This window comes from Streptomyces sp. AM25 (assembly GCF_058146165.1).
Genome location: NZ_JBKIWN010000014.1, coordinates 294994 through 308842 on the forward strand (window position 1 = coordinate 294994; position 13849 = coordinate 308842).

Sequence of the window (13849 nt, forward strand, 5' to 3'; positions counted from 1 at the left end):
GTAAGGGGCGCGGGGCTGTTTCGATTTGCGGCTCCGCCGCGTGGGCGCGACCAGCCCCCACCGGCCTGTAGCCGACGCACGCCCCTACGGGATCCAACCGGCTTCCTGCGCAATGCGAATGGCGTCGACCCGGTTGCGAGCCCCCGTCTTGGTGACCACCGCCGTGAGGTAATTCCGCACCGTGCCCGCCGAAAGGTACAGCTTGGCCGCGATCTCCGGCGCCTCGGCGCCCTGCGCGGCCAGCCGCAGCACCTCGGTCTCCCGCTGGGAGAGCGGGTTCTCCCGGCAGTCCCAGGCGGACAGCGCCAGCTGCGGGTCGATCACCCGGCGCCCGGAGGCCACCTGGCGGATCGCCTCGGCCAGCCGGTCCGGCGGTGCGTCCTTGAGCAGGTAGCCGCTGACGTGCGAGGCCAGGGCGCGGCGCAGCGTGCCGGGGCGCCCGAGGCTGGTGAGCATCAGCGTCCGGCAGCTCGGCAGCTGCTCGTACAGCTGCGCCGCCGCGGTGAGCCCGTCGGTGCCCGGCAGGTCGACGTCGAGGACGGCGACGTCCGGGCGGTGCTGCAGCGCGGTCGGGACGATGAGGTCCCCGTGGTCGACGTCGGCGACGACCTCCATGTCCGGCTCCAGGCCGAGCAGGGCCACCAGGGCCCCGCGGATCATGTGGACGTCCTCGGCGAGCAGGATCTTCAATGCGGGCATGAGCCCTCCCCCGTGTCGTGCCGGCCGGTCCGGTGCGCGTCCGGATCAGGCCGCCGCGGCGGTGGCCGCGGTCGTGTGGTGCTCGGTCGCCTCGTCCATGACGCCGAGTTGGCCCGTCGGCTTCACCGGGGCCTCGGCGACGAGGTGGAAGCGCCCGCCCTCGCGGACCCCCGCGGTCAGCGAGCCGCCGACGGCACCGACCCGCAGGGCCAGGTTGCCCAGGCCGCTGCCGCTGCTGGGCGCCGGGTCCTTGTAGCCCGGCCGGACGCCGTCGTTGACGATGGCCAGCCGCACCACGCCGTCCTGCTCGACGGCCTCGACGGTGCAGCGGCGGACGGTGCTGTGCCGCAGCACGTTGGTGACGCCCTCGCGCAGCACCGTGGCGAGGACCGTCTCCACGCGCGGGTCCACCTCGCCGACGGACACGGAGACCTCGGCCTCGACCTCGGCGGCCCGCAGCACGGAGCGCGCGGAGGCGCACTCCTGCTCCAGGTTCATGTCCCGGTAGCCGCTGGCCACGAGGCGCACGTCGGCGAGCGCCTGGCGCGAGATGTCGAGGACGGCCGTGACCTCCTCCTCGGCCCGGTCCGGGTGGCTGCGCAGGGTGCGGCGGATCAGCTCGCTCTTGAGCGTGACGGCGGAGAGGCTGTAGCCGAGCAGGTCGTGCAGGTCGCGGGCGAAGCGGAGGCGTTCGTTGGCGACGGCCATGCGGGCCAGTTCACCGCGGGTGGCGTGGACCAGGGACACCAGTTCGGCGAGCCGGGAGAGGCCGAACACCATCAGCCCGGTGAGCAGCGAGGACTCGCACATGTAGAACGTGTCGCCGAGGCCGATGTGGTGCGTGAGCGGGTAGACCAGCATGGTCACGCCGACCAGGGCGAAGAGCGGCCAGGCGACGCGGCCGGACAGCAGGAGCAGCAGGGAGCCGGCGAGGAATCCCGCCATGGCTCCCCAGGCCCAGTGGTAGACGATCAACGGCAGGTAGGTCAGGGCGGCCTGGAGGCTCAGCGTCAGGATCCGCTGCCGCCGCGGGGCCTGGCTGGCGCCGGGGGCCGAGTGCCGCAGCTGCAGGGCGAAGATCGCGGTGAGCCCGAGAACGGCGAGGATGAACGGCCCGCGCTCGATGTGTTCCTTGCCCAGATTGAGCATGGTCATCATCAGGAAGGAGCCCAGCACCACCAGCAGGATGGCGCGGGCGAGCCTCGGTGCGGGCACGGCCGCCATGCCGGCGGCGCGTTGGTCCCCCGAGGGCGTGCTGGTGGCTGATTTCATTCTCCCCGTTCCCCCTGCGGCACAAATGTGTGGGCCGTCTCCGGATCATAGGACAACAGGGTGTGAGCGGATCAAGAGGGGTTTTGCGCCTCCTGTCCGTCCTTTGACAGCTCTTTTCCGTATAGCTCCTCTATCGGCCTGTTGGGGGAAGCAGGGCCCGGAATGTACCCGGGCCCTAACTCCGCGCTGTGACGGTCAAGTTCGGCCACGTCATGTGGCTGCGTGTTACACGAACAGCGGGACCGGGTTGAGGTCCTCGTACGGGGTCGGCTCCGCGAGCCTGCCCAGGGCCACCGGGACGTCGAAGAGACGGCCCGGGGCGAAGCGGGACCAGAAGGGGCGCAGCCCGGGCACGATCACCTTGACCACGGGCAGCCCGATGTCGGGGCGGGTCTGGTCGAGTACCAGCAGCTCCATGCCGTGCGCGGTCACGAGTTCGGTGATCGCCTCGACGTCCTCGCGCAGGTCGGTGCGGGGCGTGTACGCCCAGTCCGCCGGGGTGCGCGCGGCCTGTCCCGCGTCGGCGAGCAGGTACGGCTGGTTGCCGACGGTCGCCCCGGTCCACCAGGCGTACGCCTCGCCGTCGGTGACCGTGTAGCCCGTGCCGTCCGGGCGTGCTCCGGCGACGCCGGGGAGCAGCTGGCCCATCTCGGTCAGGGCGCGCCGCAGCGCCACCGCCGGGTCGAAGTGGGCGCCGAAGCCGAAGACGATGTCCTCGGCAGGCTTGTCGGTGCGCCGGGAGAGCGCGGCCATGACGGGGACGCCCAGGTCCGAGGTGAGGTCGAGGACCCACACCTCCCGGTTCAGGCTGCGGTAGCCGTCGAGCAGGCCGGACAGCCACGGCGCGTCGAAGGAGGCGAGGTCCACGCCCGGCTGCCGGGTGCGGTTGTACCACCACAGGGCGACCGCGTCGCGCTCGACGAGCTCGAAGAAGCCCTGGACGATCGCGTCCTCCGGACTGCTGCCCGCCGCATTGCCGTTGGACTCGGCGCGCAGGCCGTCGGCGCCGTCGCCGCCGAAGTAGAGGAGGGAGGAGGGCAGCAGCCGCTGCTCGCCGGCGGTCAGCGACCAGACCGGCGTCCAGTCGGTCTCCGTGTCCTCGTCGAACGGTGTACAGACGTACTGGAAGTGGGAGTTGACGGCGTTCGTCCGGACTCGGTCCCGGAACTGCCGCTCGTCGTACAGCTGGCAGTCGTTGGGGCGGATCGCCGCCGGGCCCAGCTCGCGCAACGTGCCGCGGACGACCGGCTCGTCGCCGTGCCGGGTGCCGCAGTAGCGCTCGACGGCCTCGCAGAGGGCGCTCACCCGCGCCTCGGTGGCCGTCAGGCCTTTGCCGCCGCTGAACGAGCGCAGCCCTGCCCGGAGTCCGGCGAGGGTGCCGGAACCCAGGGCCAGGTTCTGGCCGGAGACGTAGGCGTGCGCGAACTCCGGTGCGTTCGGGTCGCGTTTGACCTCTTTGACGATGCCGGTCACGGGGTCCGCGAGGTGTCCGTACGTCTCCCACATGGCCTCGGGGGAGAGCGCGCGGTTGCCGCCCTCGCCCTGGGCGCCCGTGGCCTGGGCCTTGGGCCGGGAGACGGGAACGACCGGGGCGCCCGCCCGGGCCGCGACCGCGCCCGGGTCGCCGCAGGCCGCGCACTGCGGGCGGCGGGTCACGCGGTGCCTGCTCGTCTCCATGTTCAGGGTGTCGAGTGCGGTGACCGCGCTCTGTCCCTCGTGCCGCACGCCCGCCAGCCACTTGGCGGCCCCCAGCACGGCTGCGTTCAGGCCGAGTTGACGGCCTGCGGCCAGTGAGGCCTCCGGGCGGCGCAGCGGGCCGTCGATGCCGAGGGCCTGCTGCACGGGCTGCTCGGAGCGCCGGTGCCCCCGCAGCCGCTCGGCCAGGCAGTGCCAGCAGGCGCCCTCGCCCGGCCGGAACACCGGACCGATCCACGGCGTCGCGCTGCCCGGCTTGGCGAGCAGATAGGGACGGCCCGACGCGCGGTGCTCGGCGTCCAGGGCGGCGAGCCGCGGGTCGAGGTAGTCGTCGCAGAGCACCAGGGTCAGTGCGGCGTCCCCGGTCTGCCGCACCGCGAGGCCGGAGGCGCGGCAGGCGGCTTCGGCCTCGGCCGCGTCCGTGCCGCCGAGTGCGACGACGCGCACGGTGGCGGTGCGGAGTTCGCAGGCCGCCCGGTCGCCGTCCAGGCCGGCCAGGTCCCAGTACGCCGCCCCCGCGGCGTCCGCCCCCTCGGCGGCCCGTACCCCCACCAGCCCGGCCGCGGCGAGCTGTTCGAGCGCGGCGCGGGCCTGCCGGGCGGGCATCGCCCGCGCGGCCAGACCCACCACCTCGTCCGGCGTCCGGCTGCCGTCCAGCAGCGGGGCCAGCACCTCGGCGTGCGGGCCGCGCAGGGCCGTCACGCCCCGCTCGGACATCAGATAGACGGCTTCCCCCGGCACGACCGCCGCGTGGAGATGGCGCCGGAATCCGATCCGGGGCCCTTCGTGCTGCGTCGCGTTCTTCGTCCCCATGGTGTTCCCCCCGATTGCTGCCACGGCCTTGTCCCCCCCAAGGCCGTCAGGCCGCGAACCACCCGGTGGCCTGCTCGGTGTCCGGGAGCGCGAAGAGCGTGAAACCGATCCCGGCACCGGCGGCCGGCATCTCCAGGTCCTCGATGACCAGGCCCGGGAGGACCTCGCGGCCGGCGGCGATGGCGGTGCTGCTGTTGTTCGTGGTGATCCCCATGACGTTTCCCCCGTCGTGTTGTTTTTCCCCAGTTATGGAATCGGCTCGTCCGCTTCGCTCAAGTCGTTCTCGAGCCGACGAGATGATTCTTCGAGATCACAGCGACGTGCGACAGTGCTGCCGTCATGACCCCGGTATGAGATTTTCACGAACTGGATCATGAGGGGATCACTGGGCACACGACCACCACTCCTGCAAGCCTCAATAGGCGTCCGGACGAACGTCGCCCGGAACGTTCCGAATGGGGGAACAGCAAGTGGAGATCGCAGTCCTTGGACCACTGACGGCCAGTCAGAGCCACACCTCGATCGTGCCCACGGCGGGCAAGCCGCGGCAGATCCTCGCCCTGCTCGCCCTGCACGCGGGCCGCATGGTGACCGTGCCCACCCTCATGGAGGAGATCTGGGGGGAGAACATGCCGCGCAGCGCCTCCACCACCCTCCAGACCTACATCCTCCAGCTGCGCCGCAAGATAGCCACCGCGCTGTCCGCCGACGCGGTCCGGCAGGAGGCCGGGGGCGAGCAGCGGGAGGCCAAGGACGTGCTCACCACCTGGTACGGCGGCTACCGCCTCGACGTGCCGGCCGGCTCCGTGGACGTCCAGGACTTCGAACGCCTCGCGACGCAGGGCCGTACCGCCCACGAGCTCGGCGACCACCGCGCCGCCTCCGACCTGCTCGGCCGGGCGCTGGAGATGTGGCGCGGCCCCGCCCTCGTCGACGTGCGCGTCGGCCCCGTCCTGGAGCTGGAGGTGCTGCGCCTGGAGGAGCTGCGCACGAGCACCCTGGAGCGGCGCATCGACGCCGACCTGCGCCTCGGCCGGCACGCCGAACTCCTCGGCGAGCTCCACGTGCTGACGAAGCGTCACCCCATGCACGAGGGATTCTGCGGGCAGCTCATGCTCGCCTACTACCGCTCCGGCAGCGCCTGGCGTGCGCTCGACGCCTACCAGCGGCTGCGCGGCACGCTCGTCGAGGAGCTCGGCATCGAACCGTCGCCGCGCACCCAGCAGTTGCAGCACGCGATCCTCGCGGGCGAGGCCTGGCTGGACCTGTCGGACCTGCCGGCCGTGCCCGGCACCGGACTCCGCTCGGTGGCCGGCGCGTGACGTCGGCGGGCCGTCCGCTGTCCGTCGGTGTTCTCGGCTGTGCGGACATCGCCTGGCGCAGGGTGCTGCCCGCCCTGGCCGGCGCCGCGGAGACCCGGGTGGCCGCCGTGGCCGGCCGGAGCCCGGAGAAGACCCGGCGCTTCGCCGAACGCTTCGGCTGCGCACCCGTCGACGGCTACGCGGCCCTCCTCGACCGGGACGACGTCGAGGCGGTCTACGTCCCGCTCCCCACGGCCCTGCACGCCGAGTGGGTGGAGCGGGCGCTGCGGGCCGGCAAGCACGTGCTGGCCGAGAAGCCGCTCACCGCCGGACGCGACCGCGCCGGGCGGCTGTTCGCCCTGGCGCGCGAGCGGGGGCTGGCGCTGATGGAGAACGTCATGTTCGTCCATCACGGGCAACACGCCGAGGTCCGCCGACTGGTCGCCGGCGGTGCGATCGGCGAACTCCGCTCCTTCCGGGCCGAGTTCGCGGTCCCCGAACGCCCGGCCGGCGACATCCGGCACCGGGCCGCCCTCGGCGGCGGCTCCCTGCTGGACACGGGCGTGTACCCGGTGCGCGCCGCCCTGCACTTCCTCGGCCACGGTCTGGAGGTCGTCGGCGCCGCCCTGCACCGCCCCGCGGACCGCGAGGTCGACACCGCGGGCTCGGCCCTGCTGCGCACCCCCGAGGGCGTCACCGCCCACCTGCTCTTCGGCATGCAGCACGCCTACGGCTCCGCTTACGAACTGTGGGGCTCGCGGGGCCGCATCCGCGTCGGCCACGCCTTCATCACGCCCGCCGACCACGCCCCCGTCCTCCGCATCGACCGCCCCGACGGCACCGAGCGTCTCGTGCTCCCCGCCGACGACCAGGTGGCCAACACCGTCCGCGCCTTCGCCCGGGCCGCCCGCAGCGGCGCGGTCCCGCCGCAGGACGCCGCGGACTGCCTGCAGCAGGCCGCCCTGCTCGACCGCATCCGGGAGCGGGCGGGGGAGTAAGTCCTCTACGCCGTCCGCAGACCCACCGCAAGGGCGGCGATGTCGTCGTTGAGTCCCCCGCTGCTGTACTGCAGGAGATCGCGGTGCAGCCGCTCGAGCAGCTCCCGGGGCCGCGGTGCGGTCTGCTGCTGCATCCACTCCGCCAGCGGGAAGAAGTCGCCGTCGCGGTTGCGGGTCTCGGTGACGCCGTCGGTGTAGAGCAGCAGCTGGTCGCCGGGGGCGACGTCGAACGTGTCGACGCTGTACTGCTCGCCGATCAGGTCCGCGAGGTTGAGCAGCGGGGAGGGCACCGTGGGCGTCAGGACGCGCAGCACCCCGTGGTTCAGGAGCAGCGGCGGGGGATGCCCGCAGTTGAGGATCCCGATCCGGCCGCCGTCGTGCGGGATCTCGACGAGGAGGGCGGTGATGAAGCGCTCCATCAGGTCCTCGGGGGCGAAGGCGGAGCTGTACCGGATGCTGCTGGCCTCCAGGCGGCGCGCGATGCCGCTCAGCCCGGCCTCGTCGTAGGCCGCCTCCCGGAACGCGTTGACCACCGCCGCGGCCGCCCCCACCGCGGGCAGCCCCTTGCCCCGCACGTCGCCGATGAGCAGCCGGACCCCGTACGGGGTGTCGGCCGCCTCGTAGAAGTCGCCGCCGATCCGGGCCTCCGCCGCGGCCGCCAGGTAGAGCGCCTCGACCTGGATGTCCCGGAAGCGGCGCGGCATCGGGCTGAGGACCACCTTCTGCGCCGCGTCGGCGACGAGCCGCACCTGGAGGAGGGACTGCTCGCGCTGCAGCCGGACGTGACTTCCGTACGCGGCCGCCACGGTGACCGCGACGATCCCCGCTCCCGTGTACCAGACCCCCAGGTCGGGGAAGACGATGCCGAGCCCGATCATAAGCAGCAGGCACACCGTCCCCAGCAGCACGGTGGGTAGCACCGGCCACATGGCGGCGGCGAGTGCGGGCGCCGCGGGCAGCAGCCGGCTGAAGGCCATGCTCCGGGGCGTGGTGTAGGCCACGCTGGCGATGACCACGGTCAGGAGCACCGGCGACAGCAGCACGAGGGACCATCGGCCGTGGGGCCGACGGGGCTGCGGCCGTCCAGGCTTGATCACGATGCATATCATATCGACACAATCAGGACATGGTCCTGCGGTCGCCGGTGCAGACGATGCGAGGGCGGAATGCAGAAGACCCCGACCGGTTTCCCGGTCGGGGTCTTCACGTGCCCGGTGAGGCACTGGCGGAGGATACGAGATTCGAACTCGTGAGGGGTTGCCCCCAACACGCTTTCCAAATGTTCTTCTGGATGTTCTGGGGTGTATGGGAACGTTCTGACCTGCGGTGCAGCCGACTCGGGCGGGGCTTCTGGGTGGTGTTGTACAGCGGTGAACGCAACCGGAACTGCAACCGCTGCCGACCTACTTGCCGTGCTGCGGGCCGTACCACTGGAGGGCCTGCCCGGTCACTGCGGCGATGCACTCGAAGTCGTGATCACGATGGAGCAGGGTAAGTCCCTGCAGCTCGGCTGTCGCGGCGACGACGAGGTCGACCGCTCCCGCACTTCGGTGTCTCCCGTGCTTGGTCAGGGCGTCCTGGACATGCCAGGCGCGGTCGTAGGCGCGGTCGTCGACGGGAACCCAGCCGAAGATCAGCCGCATGTCCTCGATACCGCGCGCCCGGTCGGCGGCTGACCGGGCGCTGTAAAAGAACTCAAGCTCGGTGATGGGGCAGGTCGCGATGAGTCCGGCCGCGGCGGCCTGGTCCCAGCCGTACTGCTCCGCGTCCCCGTGCATGAACCGCGCGAGCGCGCTGGTGTCGATCAGGAACTGGGCCGCGTTCACCGGCGGTAGTTCTCCTTGTTCTCGAACAGCTCCAGATCGAATGCGCCGTCGCCGGCCGCGGCCCGCAGCCGGGCGAGAGCCAGGGCGCGACGCCGGCTCTCCAGCACCTCGCGAAGAGCGGTGTTGACGGTCTCCTTCTTGGTGCTCGTCCCGAGGGCTTTCGCCACGTCCGCGACCAGGTCGTCGTCCAGGTCGATAACCGTCCGACTCATCTGCGCCTCCCTGATATCAAATATGGGATCGAGTATATCTCGCGATGTGCCTTACGGGGTGGCATCGGGCGGGCCTGGCCACCGAGTCCTACGCGGGCATCACGCCATGGGCGCGGGAGAGAGTGAACACGCGTTCCGCTTCGCGCAGGTGGCGCCAGACGTCGAGGAAGGACGGGTCGGGTTCCGGTGCGGTCGGCGGGGACTTGACCAGCCGGTCGGCCGGCACGTCGAACCCGGCGTCGGCGGACGTGTCCGCTGTGCTCGGTGGCCGCGCCGCCCGCGTTTCTTCGCGGGGGCAGGACGGTTGACGGCGGCTCTCCGCGGCAGGCGTTTTTCGATGCGCACCCTTCCCCCGGCCGTCTCGGCGACCGGGTCGTAGCCCGCTGCGCGCAGTGCGGCGAGCGCCGCCGCGGGCAGCGGCTGCGGCAGGGCCGCCGTGGTGGAGCAGGCCGCCAGGTCGGCTGTGATGTCTGCCGGGGTGCGGTCTGTGTCCGGAGCGCGGCGGGTACTGCCGGCGCTGAACCGCCAGACCGACGCCGCGCCGCTGGTCTCCCGGTCGGCCGTCGAATCCAGGAGCGCGGCGAGACGCGCGGACGGGGTACCGGTGACGATGGCGGTGAGTCCGGCGCCGATCCGGGCTGTCGTTATCGCAGGTGGCAGCAGCCGTCGGACCGCACGTCGAGCACCTTCTCCGCGTGGGCCGACGGATGGGTGCCGAGCGGGGACAGCGCACCCCGTGCCGGCACGCTGAGCAGTTCGGCCTCGTGGATCATCCCGGAGCACCCTCTCGCCGCCCTCAGCGCATATTCAGGCGCTTGCGGAGGATACGAGATTCGAACTCGTGGGGGGATGTCTCCGACATGCCCTCCAGGCGAGCAGAACGAAAGCATTCGTCGACCTTCTATTGTCCGCCGACATGAGAAGCCCCATTCTCCACATCGTCGGGATGCACGATGGAGTCCTGGATGCCCAACACGCGCATAAGTGACTTGACCGAAACAACCCGACTGTTGCCGACCCAGAGCACGTGAAATGAGAGCGAGCCCCTCCCGTACATTTTTGATGCCTGTGATTCCGAAAGGCCAACGGCCTTGGCCGCCTCTCCGAAGCCTATGTGCTGCGGCAGGAGATCGGAAATGTGATAGTAAAGATTCTTTCCGTCGACCCAGGATCGCCCCACCTGCGCAGGGTTAATGTCAGGGGCATTCGTCTCATCGCGCCGACCGTTACGAATTTTATCGTGAAGGATCTTGGCGTGGCCCATAGCTCCCATTCGCTGCAGTAGGGCCCCTGTGCGCTCACCGCAAATTCTCTCGTTCGCGTCCGGGTCCCGCACCGTGCGAGCGTCGATGATCGAAGATGCGCACAGCGTGGAATCGTCCTCATGCGCAGTATCGGCAACAAGGCGCTCCGTATTTGCCGCACATGTTTCCGGGCTCCCGGCTTCGACCAGGGTGCGGGCGCTGGTGAACGCGCGAGTCATCATGACATCCAAAAGTTTCTTGGAAGGTGCGTCGTCTGCCATGGAAAACCATGTATCCAGGATGCTTTCCATCATTGCGGACCTGATGTCGGAGACGTCATAATGCCACTTTCTCGCCAGGTCTTTCGACCATCCATCAAAGGATGGAGTCAGTAGATCGAGCAGGATTGTCAGCCACTTATCCCGCTCCCTTCGGCTGCCTTCTCTCGCCAAAGTGCCCACCGACTCCCAGAGGCGCAAGCTCGCCGTGGACTTCGATCGACCCAGTCGAACTTTCTCGCGCAATGCCTGATATGTGGGATGGTTCTTGATTGCGCATGCCTGGGCGTCGCCGACATGCGCGCAGATGGGCTCCCCATCGCAGTCGCGTAGAATTCGTTCAGTGATGAGAGCGAAGATATCCCGCATGGGTTTCCTCTCGCACCGCCAGATCGGTTCTATGGAGAATCATGAGGGGTGGAAGTTCCGCTTCGAGGATTTTCGCTGGAATCGGGCCTCATCGAGTGAACTATGTTTGCCGCGACCATATGCGGGGATATGAGGCGGCAGCACTCGACAGGTGGCGCTCGGCCTGCGGCCGAGTGAGCTCTCGGCCTCAAGCGGATGGATGCCGACCCCGCACCAAAGGTCCTGACGGTTCACCGGACCCGACGGCGGCCCCGCTGCGAGAGCGAGTCCTGGTCGGTCCTCGCACACCCAGCTGTGAGGGGGCGTTCCTGTGCCGGACACCTGGAGGCTTCGAAGGTCCGGAACGGCCCCCGATGGGTCGTCGCTGCTCGTCTCGGCTTGTGGTGGGGGAGTGCTCGGACTCGAGTGGGAAGACGTCTGCCTGGACGTCGGGTTACCTCCGAACACGTAAGAACCGCCTGTGACCGAGGTGCGCGCACGGCTGCGGCGACACTTGCGGCAGGAAGCCGGTTACTGCACGGAGCGTGAGCAGAGTCCTGTGCAGGTCACCGGCGGGTCGGACGCTCCGGGGCGCGCTCAAGGCGGAGGGTGAAGACGGCCGGGAGGAGCCGCCGGAAGGCCCCACAGGCCCCAACTGAGACACGGAGCACGACGAAGGGCCCCACCGCGAACGGTGGGGCCCTTCGACATCGTGCCCGGTGAGGCACTGGCGGAGGATACGAGATTCGAACTCGTGAGGGGTTGCCCCCAACACGCTTTCCAAGCGTGCGCCCTAGGCCTCTAGGCGAATCCTCCGCGGCAAACAATACAAGACTCAGAGCAGTGCTCGCGAACCCGTTCCCCGAGGGGGCGATCTTCGGGCATCAGGGGTGGTTCCGCACCCCCTGGGATCCGCTAGGGTGGAGGCAAGCCCCTCACGTGGCGCTATCTCACCGAACTCCCCCAGGGCCGGAAGGCAGCAAGGGTAAGTGGGCTCTGGCGGGTGCGTGGGGGGCCCTTGCGTTTCCGGGGGTGCGGCCGGGAGGCCCCGGGGGCCGGGGATCTGTGAGCGAGACCACTTGTCGGTGGGGCCCGATATCGTCGTAGGTGTGTCGTCCCTCGCGCTCTACCGCCGCTACCGCCCCGAGTCCTTCGCCGAGGTCATCGGGCAGGAGCATGTCACCACACCGTTGCAGCAGGCCCTGCGGAACAACAGGGTCAACCACGCGTACCTGTTCAGCGGTCCGCGCGGCTGCGGCAAGACGACCAGTGCGCGCATCCTCGCGCGCTGCCTGAACTGCGAGCAGGGGCCGACGCCCACGCCCTGCGGCGAGTGCCAGTCGTGCCAGGACCTCGCGCGCAACGGGCGCGGGTCGATCGACGTGATCGAGATCGACGCCGCTTCGCACGGTGGTGTGGACGATGCCCGTGAGCTGCGCGAGAAGGCCTTCTTCGGGCCGGCCTCCAGCCGGTACAAGATCTACATCATCGACGAGGCGCACATGGTCACCTCGGCGGGCTTCAACGCCCTGCTGAAGGTGGTCGAGGAACCGCCGGAGCACCTCAAGTTCATCTTCGCGACGACCGAGCCCGAGAAGGTCATCGGCACCATCCGGTCGCGTACGCACCACTATCCGTTCCGGCTCGTCCCGCCCGGCACGCTGCGCGACTACCTGGCCGAGGTGTGCGGGCGCGAGGCCATCCCCGTCGAGGACGGCGTCCTGCCGCTGGTCGTGCGGGCCGGCGCGGGATCCGTGCGTGACTCGATGTCCGTCATGGACCAGCTGCTGGCCGGTGCCGCCGAGGACGGTGTGACGTACGCCATGGCGACGTCCCTCCTGGGCTACACGGACGGCTCGCTGCTCGACGCCGTCGTGGAGGCCTTCGCCGCGGGCGACGGCGCCGCGGCCTTCGAGGTCGTCGACCGCGTCGTCGAGGGCGGCAACGACCCGCGGCGCTTCGTCGCCGACCTGCTGGAGCGGCTGCGCGACCTCGTGATCCTCGCCGCCGTGCCGGACGCGGCGGAGAAGGGGCTCGTCGACGCCCCCGCGGACGTCCTGGAGCGGATGCAGGCCCAGGCCTCGGTCTTCGGTGCGAGCGAGCTCAGCCGCGCCGCCGACCTGGTCAACCAGGGGCTGACCGAGATGCGCGGCGCCACCTCCCCCCGGCTGCAGCTGGAGCTGATCTGCGCGCGGGTGCTGCTGCCCGCGGCCTTCGACGACGAGCAGTCGGTACGGGCCCGGCTCGACCGGCTGGAGCGCGGCGCCGGTGCCCTCGCGGGCGGCGGGCCGGCCGTGGGGTACGTGCCCGGGCCGCAGGGCCACGAGCCGCAGGCCGCGGCCGGACTCTCGGGTCCGGCCGCGGCGCGGGCCGCCGTCGCCGGGGGAGCCCCGGCCCCGCAGGCAGCCCCTGCCCCTGCCCCCGCCCCGGCCGCGGCCCCTCCGGCTCCGGCCCCCGTACCTCAGGTCGCACCCGCCCCTGCCGCACCGGCTCCTGCTGCGTCGGCCGGTGCCTGGCCGACTGCAGCGGCTCCCGGCGCCGCGCCTGCCGCTCCCGCCGCACCTGCACCCGCGCAGGGCACGGGTGCCTGGCCCGCTGCCGCGGCCCCCGGCTCCGCCCCCGCCGCTCCCGCGCAGGGCGCCGGTGCCTGGCCGTCCGCGGCCGCACCCCCGCAGACCCCGCAGTCCCATCCCGCCCCGGCCACCCCGCCAGCCCCCGCCTCACCCGCGTCGCCCGGTGCCCCGGCCGCCTCGGGCGACCCGAACCAGGTGCGGCAGATGTGGCCGCAGATCCTGGACGCGGTCAAGAACCGCCGCCGCTTCACCTGGATCCTGCTCAGCCAGAACGCCCAGGTCACCGGCTTCGACGGCAGCACGCTCCAGGTCGGCTTCTCGAACGCCGGAGCCCGCGACAGCTTCGCCAACAGCGGCAGCGAGGACGTGCTGCGCCAGGCGCTCGGCGATGCGCTGGGCGTGCAGTGGAAGGTCGAGCTCGTCGTCGATCCGTCCGGCGGGGCCGGTGGTGCAGGTGGCGCAGGCGGTGCGTCCGGCGGTTTCGGTGGCTTCGGCGGCGGAAACCCCGGCGGTGGCTTCGGCGGCGGCGCCCCCGCCGCATCGCGCCCCCAGCCCCCGGCCCCCGCCCCCGCGGCCCCCCGCCCCGCGGC

At 71.2% G+C, this 13849-nt stretch carries 13 protein-coding genes, 1 tRNA gene, 1 other RNA gene and 1 pseudogene; 4 read left to right on the forward strand and 12 right to left on the reverse strand.

Annotated elements, in window-relative coordinates; all coding sequences use genetic code 11:
- Positions 1–84 precede the first annotated feature (84 nt).
- The 4 genes from ACLHRZ_RS20520 to ACLHRZ_RS20535 all read right to left on the reverse strand — a co-directional run bounded on the left by ACLHRZ_RS20520 (position 85) and on the right by ACLHRZ_RS20535 (position 4693).
- Positions 85–699, reverse strand: a complete 615-nt coding sequence (locus ACLHRZ_RS20520; protein WP_336410533.1) for a response regulator — start codon at positions 697–699, stop codon at positions 85–87.
- A 45-nt stretch (positions 700–744) separates the two neighbouring features.
- Positions 745–1971, reverse strand: a complete 1227-nt coding sequence (locus ACLHRZ_RS20525; RefSeq protein WP_490419940.1) for a sensor histidine kinase — start codon at positions 1969–1971, stop codon at positions 745–747.
- Positions 1972–2196: 225 nt separating this feature from the next.
- A complete protein-coding gene (locus ACLHRZ_RS20530) occupies positions 2197–4479 on the reverse strand; it encodes a TOMM precursor leader peptide-binding protein (protein WP_490419961.1) in 2283 nt (760 codons plus the stop codon).
- Positions 4480–4525: 46 nt separating this feature from the next.
- Positions 4526–4693 carry a hypothetical protein gene (locus tag ACLHRZ_RS20535; protein WP_490419941.1) on the reverse strand — a complete coding sequence of 56 codons (168 nt, stop codon included), beginning with the start codon at positions 4691–4693 and terminating at the stop codon, positions 4526–4528.
- A 256-nt stretch (positions 4694–4949) separates the two neighbouring features.
- Between ACLHRZ_RS20535 and ACLHRZ_RS20540 the strand changes: the two genes are divergently transcribed.
- Together ACLHRZ_RS20540 and ACLHRZ_RS20545 are read left to right on the forward strand one after the other, a co-directional pair.
- Positions 4950–5801, forward strand: a complete 852-nt coding sequence (locus ACLHRZ_RS20540; RefSeq protein WP_490419942.1) for an AfsR/SARP family transcriptional regulator — start codon at positions 4950–4952, stop codon at positions 5799–5801.
- Entirely contained in the window at positions 5798–6778 is a 981-nt protein-coding gene (locus tag ACLHRZ_RS20545; protein ID WP_490419943.1) for a Gfo/Idh/MocA family protein, read from the forward strand. Before ACLHRZ_RS20540 ends, ACLHRZ_RS20545 begins: the two co-directional genes overlap by 4 nt.
- Positions 6779–6783: 5 nt before the next feature.
- On the opposite strand, the gene ACLHRZ_RS20550 is transcribed toward ACLHRZ_RS20545, so the two are convergent.
- From ACLHRZ_RS20550 to ACLHRZ_RS20585, 8 genes and pseudogenes are all read right to left on the reverse strand, one after another.
- Positions 6784–7875 (reverse strand): PP2C family protein-serine/threonine phosphatase, encoded by a 1092-nt coding sequence (locus tag ACLHRZ_RS20550; RefSeq protein ID WP_490419944.1) that lies wholly within the window; start codon positions 7873–7875, stop codon positions 6784–6786.
- Between the two features lie 306 nt (positions 7876–8181).
- Positions 8182–8604: a PIN domain nuclease gene (locus ACLHRZ_RS20555; RefSeq protein WP_490419945.1), complete on the reverse strand. Its 423-nt coding sequence runs from the start codon at positions 8602–8604 to the stop codon at positions 8182–8184.
- Complete coding sequence (locus tag ACLHRZ_RS20560; RefSeq protein WP_023548893.1) at positions 8601–8816, reverse strand: type II toxin-antitoxin system VapB family antitoxin; 216 nt, start codon at positions 8814–8816, stop codon at positions 8601–8603. The genes ACLHRZ_RS20555 and ACLHRZ_RS20560 overlap by 4 nt, the downstream gene beginning before the upstream one ends.
- 88 nt (positions 8817–8904) lie before the next feature.
- A complete protein-coding gene (locus ACLHRZ_RS20565; RefSeq protein WP_490419962.1) occupies positions 8905–9042 on the reverse strand; it encodes a hypothetical protein in 138 nt (45 codons plus the stop codon).
- Between the two features lie 248 nt (positions 9043–9290).
- Positions 9291–9479, reverse strand: a pseudogene (locus ACLHRZ_RS20570) (hypothetical protein); the annotation flags it as partial.
- Positions 9461–9589: a hypothetical protein gene (locus ACLHRZ_RS20575; protein ID WP_490419963.1), complete on the reverse strand. Its 129-nt coding sequence runs from the start codon at positions 9587–9589 to the stop codon at positions 9461–9463. The gene ACLHRZ_RS20575 and the pseudogene ACLHRZ_RS20570, both read right to left, overlap by 19 nt.
- A 128-nt stretch (positions 9590–9717) precedes the next feature.
- Positions 9718–10707 (reverse strand): hypothetical protein, encoded by a 990-nt coding sequence (locus tag ACLHRZ_RS20580; protein ID WP_490419946.1) that lies wholly within the window; start codon positions 10705–10707, stop codon positions 9718–9720.
- Between the two features lie 707 nt (positions 10708–11414).
- Positions 11415–11502, reverse strand: a tRNA-Ser gene (locus tag ACLHRZ_RS20585).
- Positions 11503–11613: 111 nt separating this feature from the next.
- Here ACLHRZ_RS20585 and ffs point away from each other — a divergent pair.
- Together ffs and ACLHRZ_RS20595 are read left to right on the forward strand one after the other, a co-directional pair.
- Positions 11614–11708, forward strand: an RNA gene (gene ffs, locus ACLHRZ_RS20590) — signal recognition particle sRNA small type.
- 87 nt (positions 11709–11795) lie between these two features.
- The coding region (locus ACLHRZ_RS20595; RefSeq protein WP_490419947.1) for a DNA polymerase III subunit gamma and tau at positions 11796–13849 on the forward strand (2054 nt) is incomplete at its 3' end.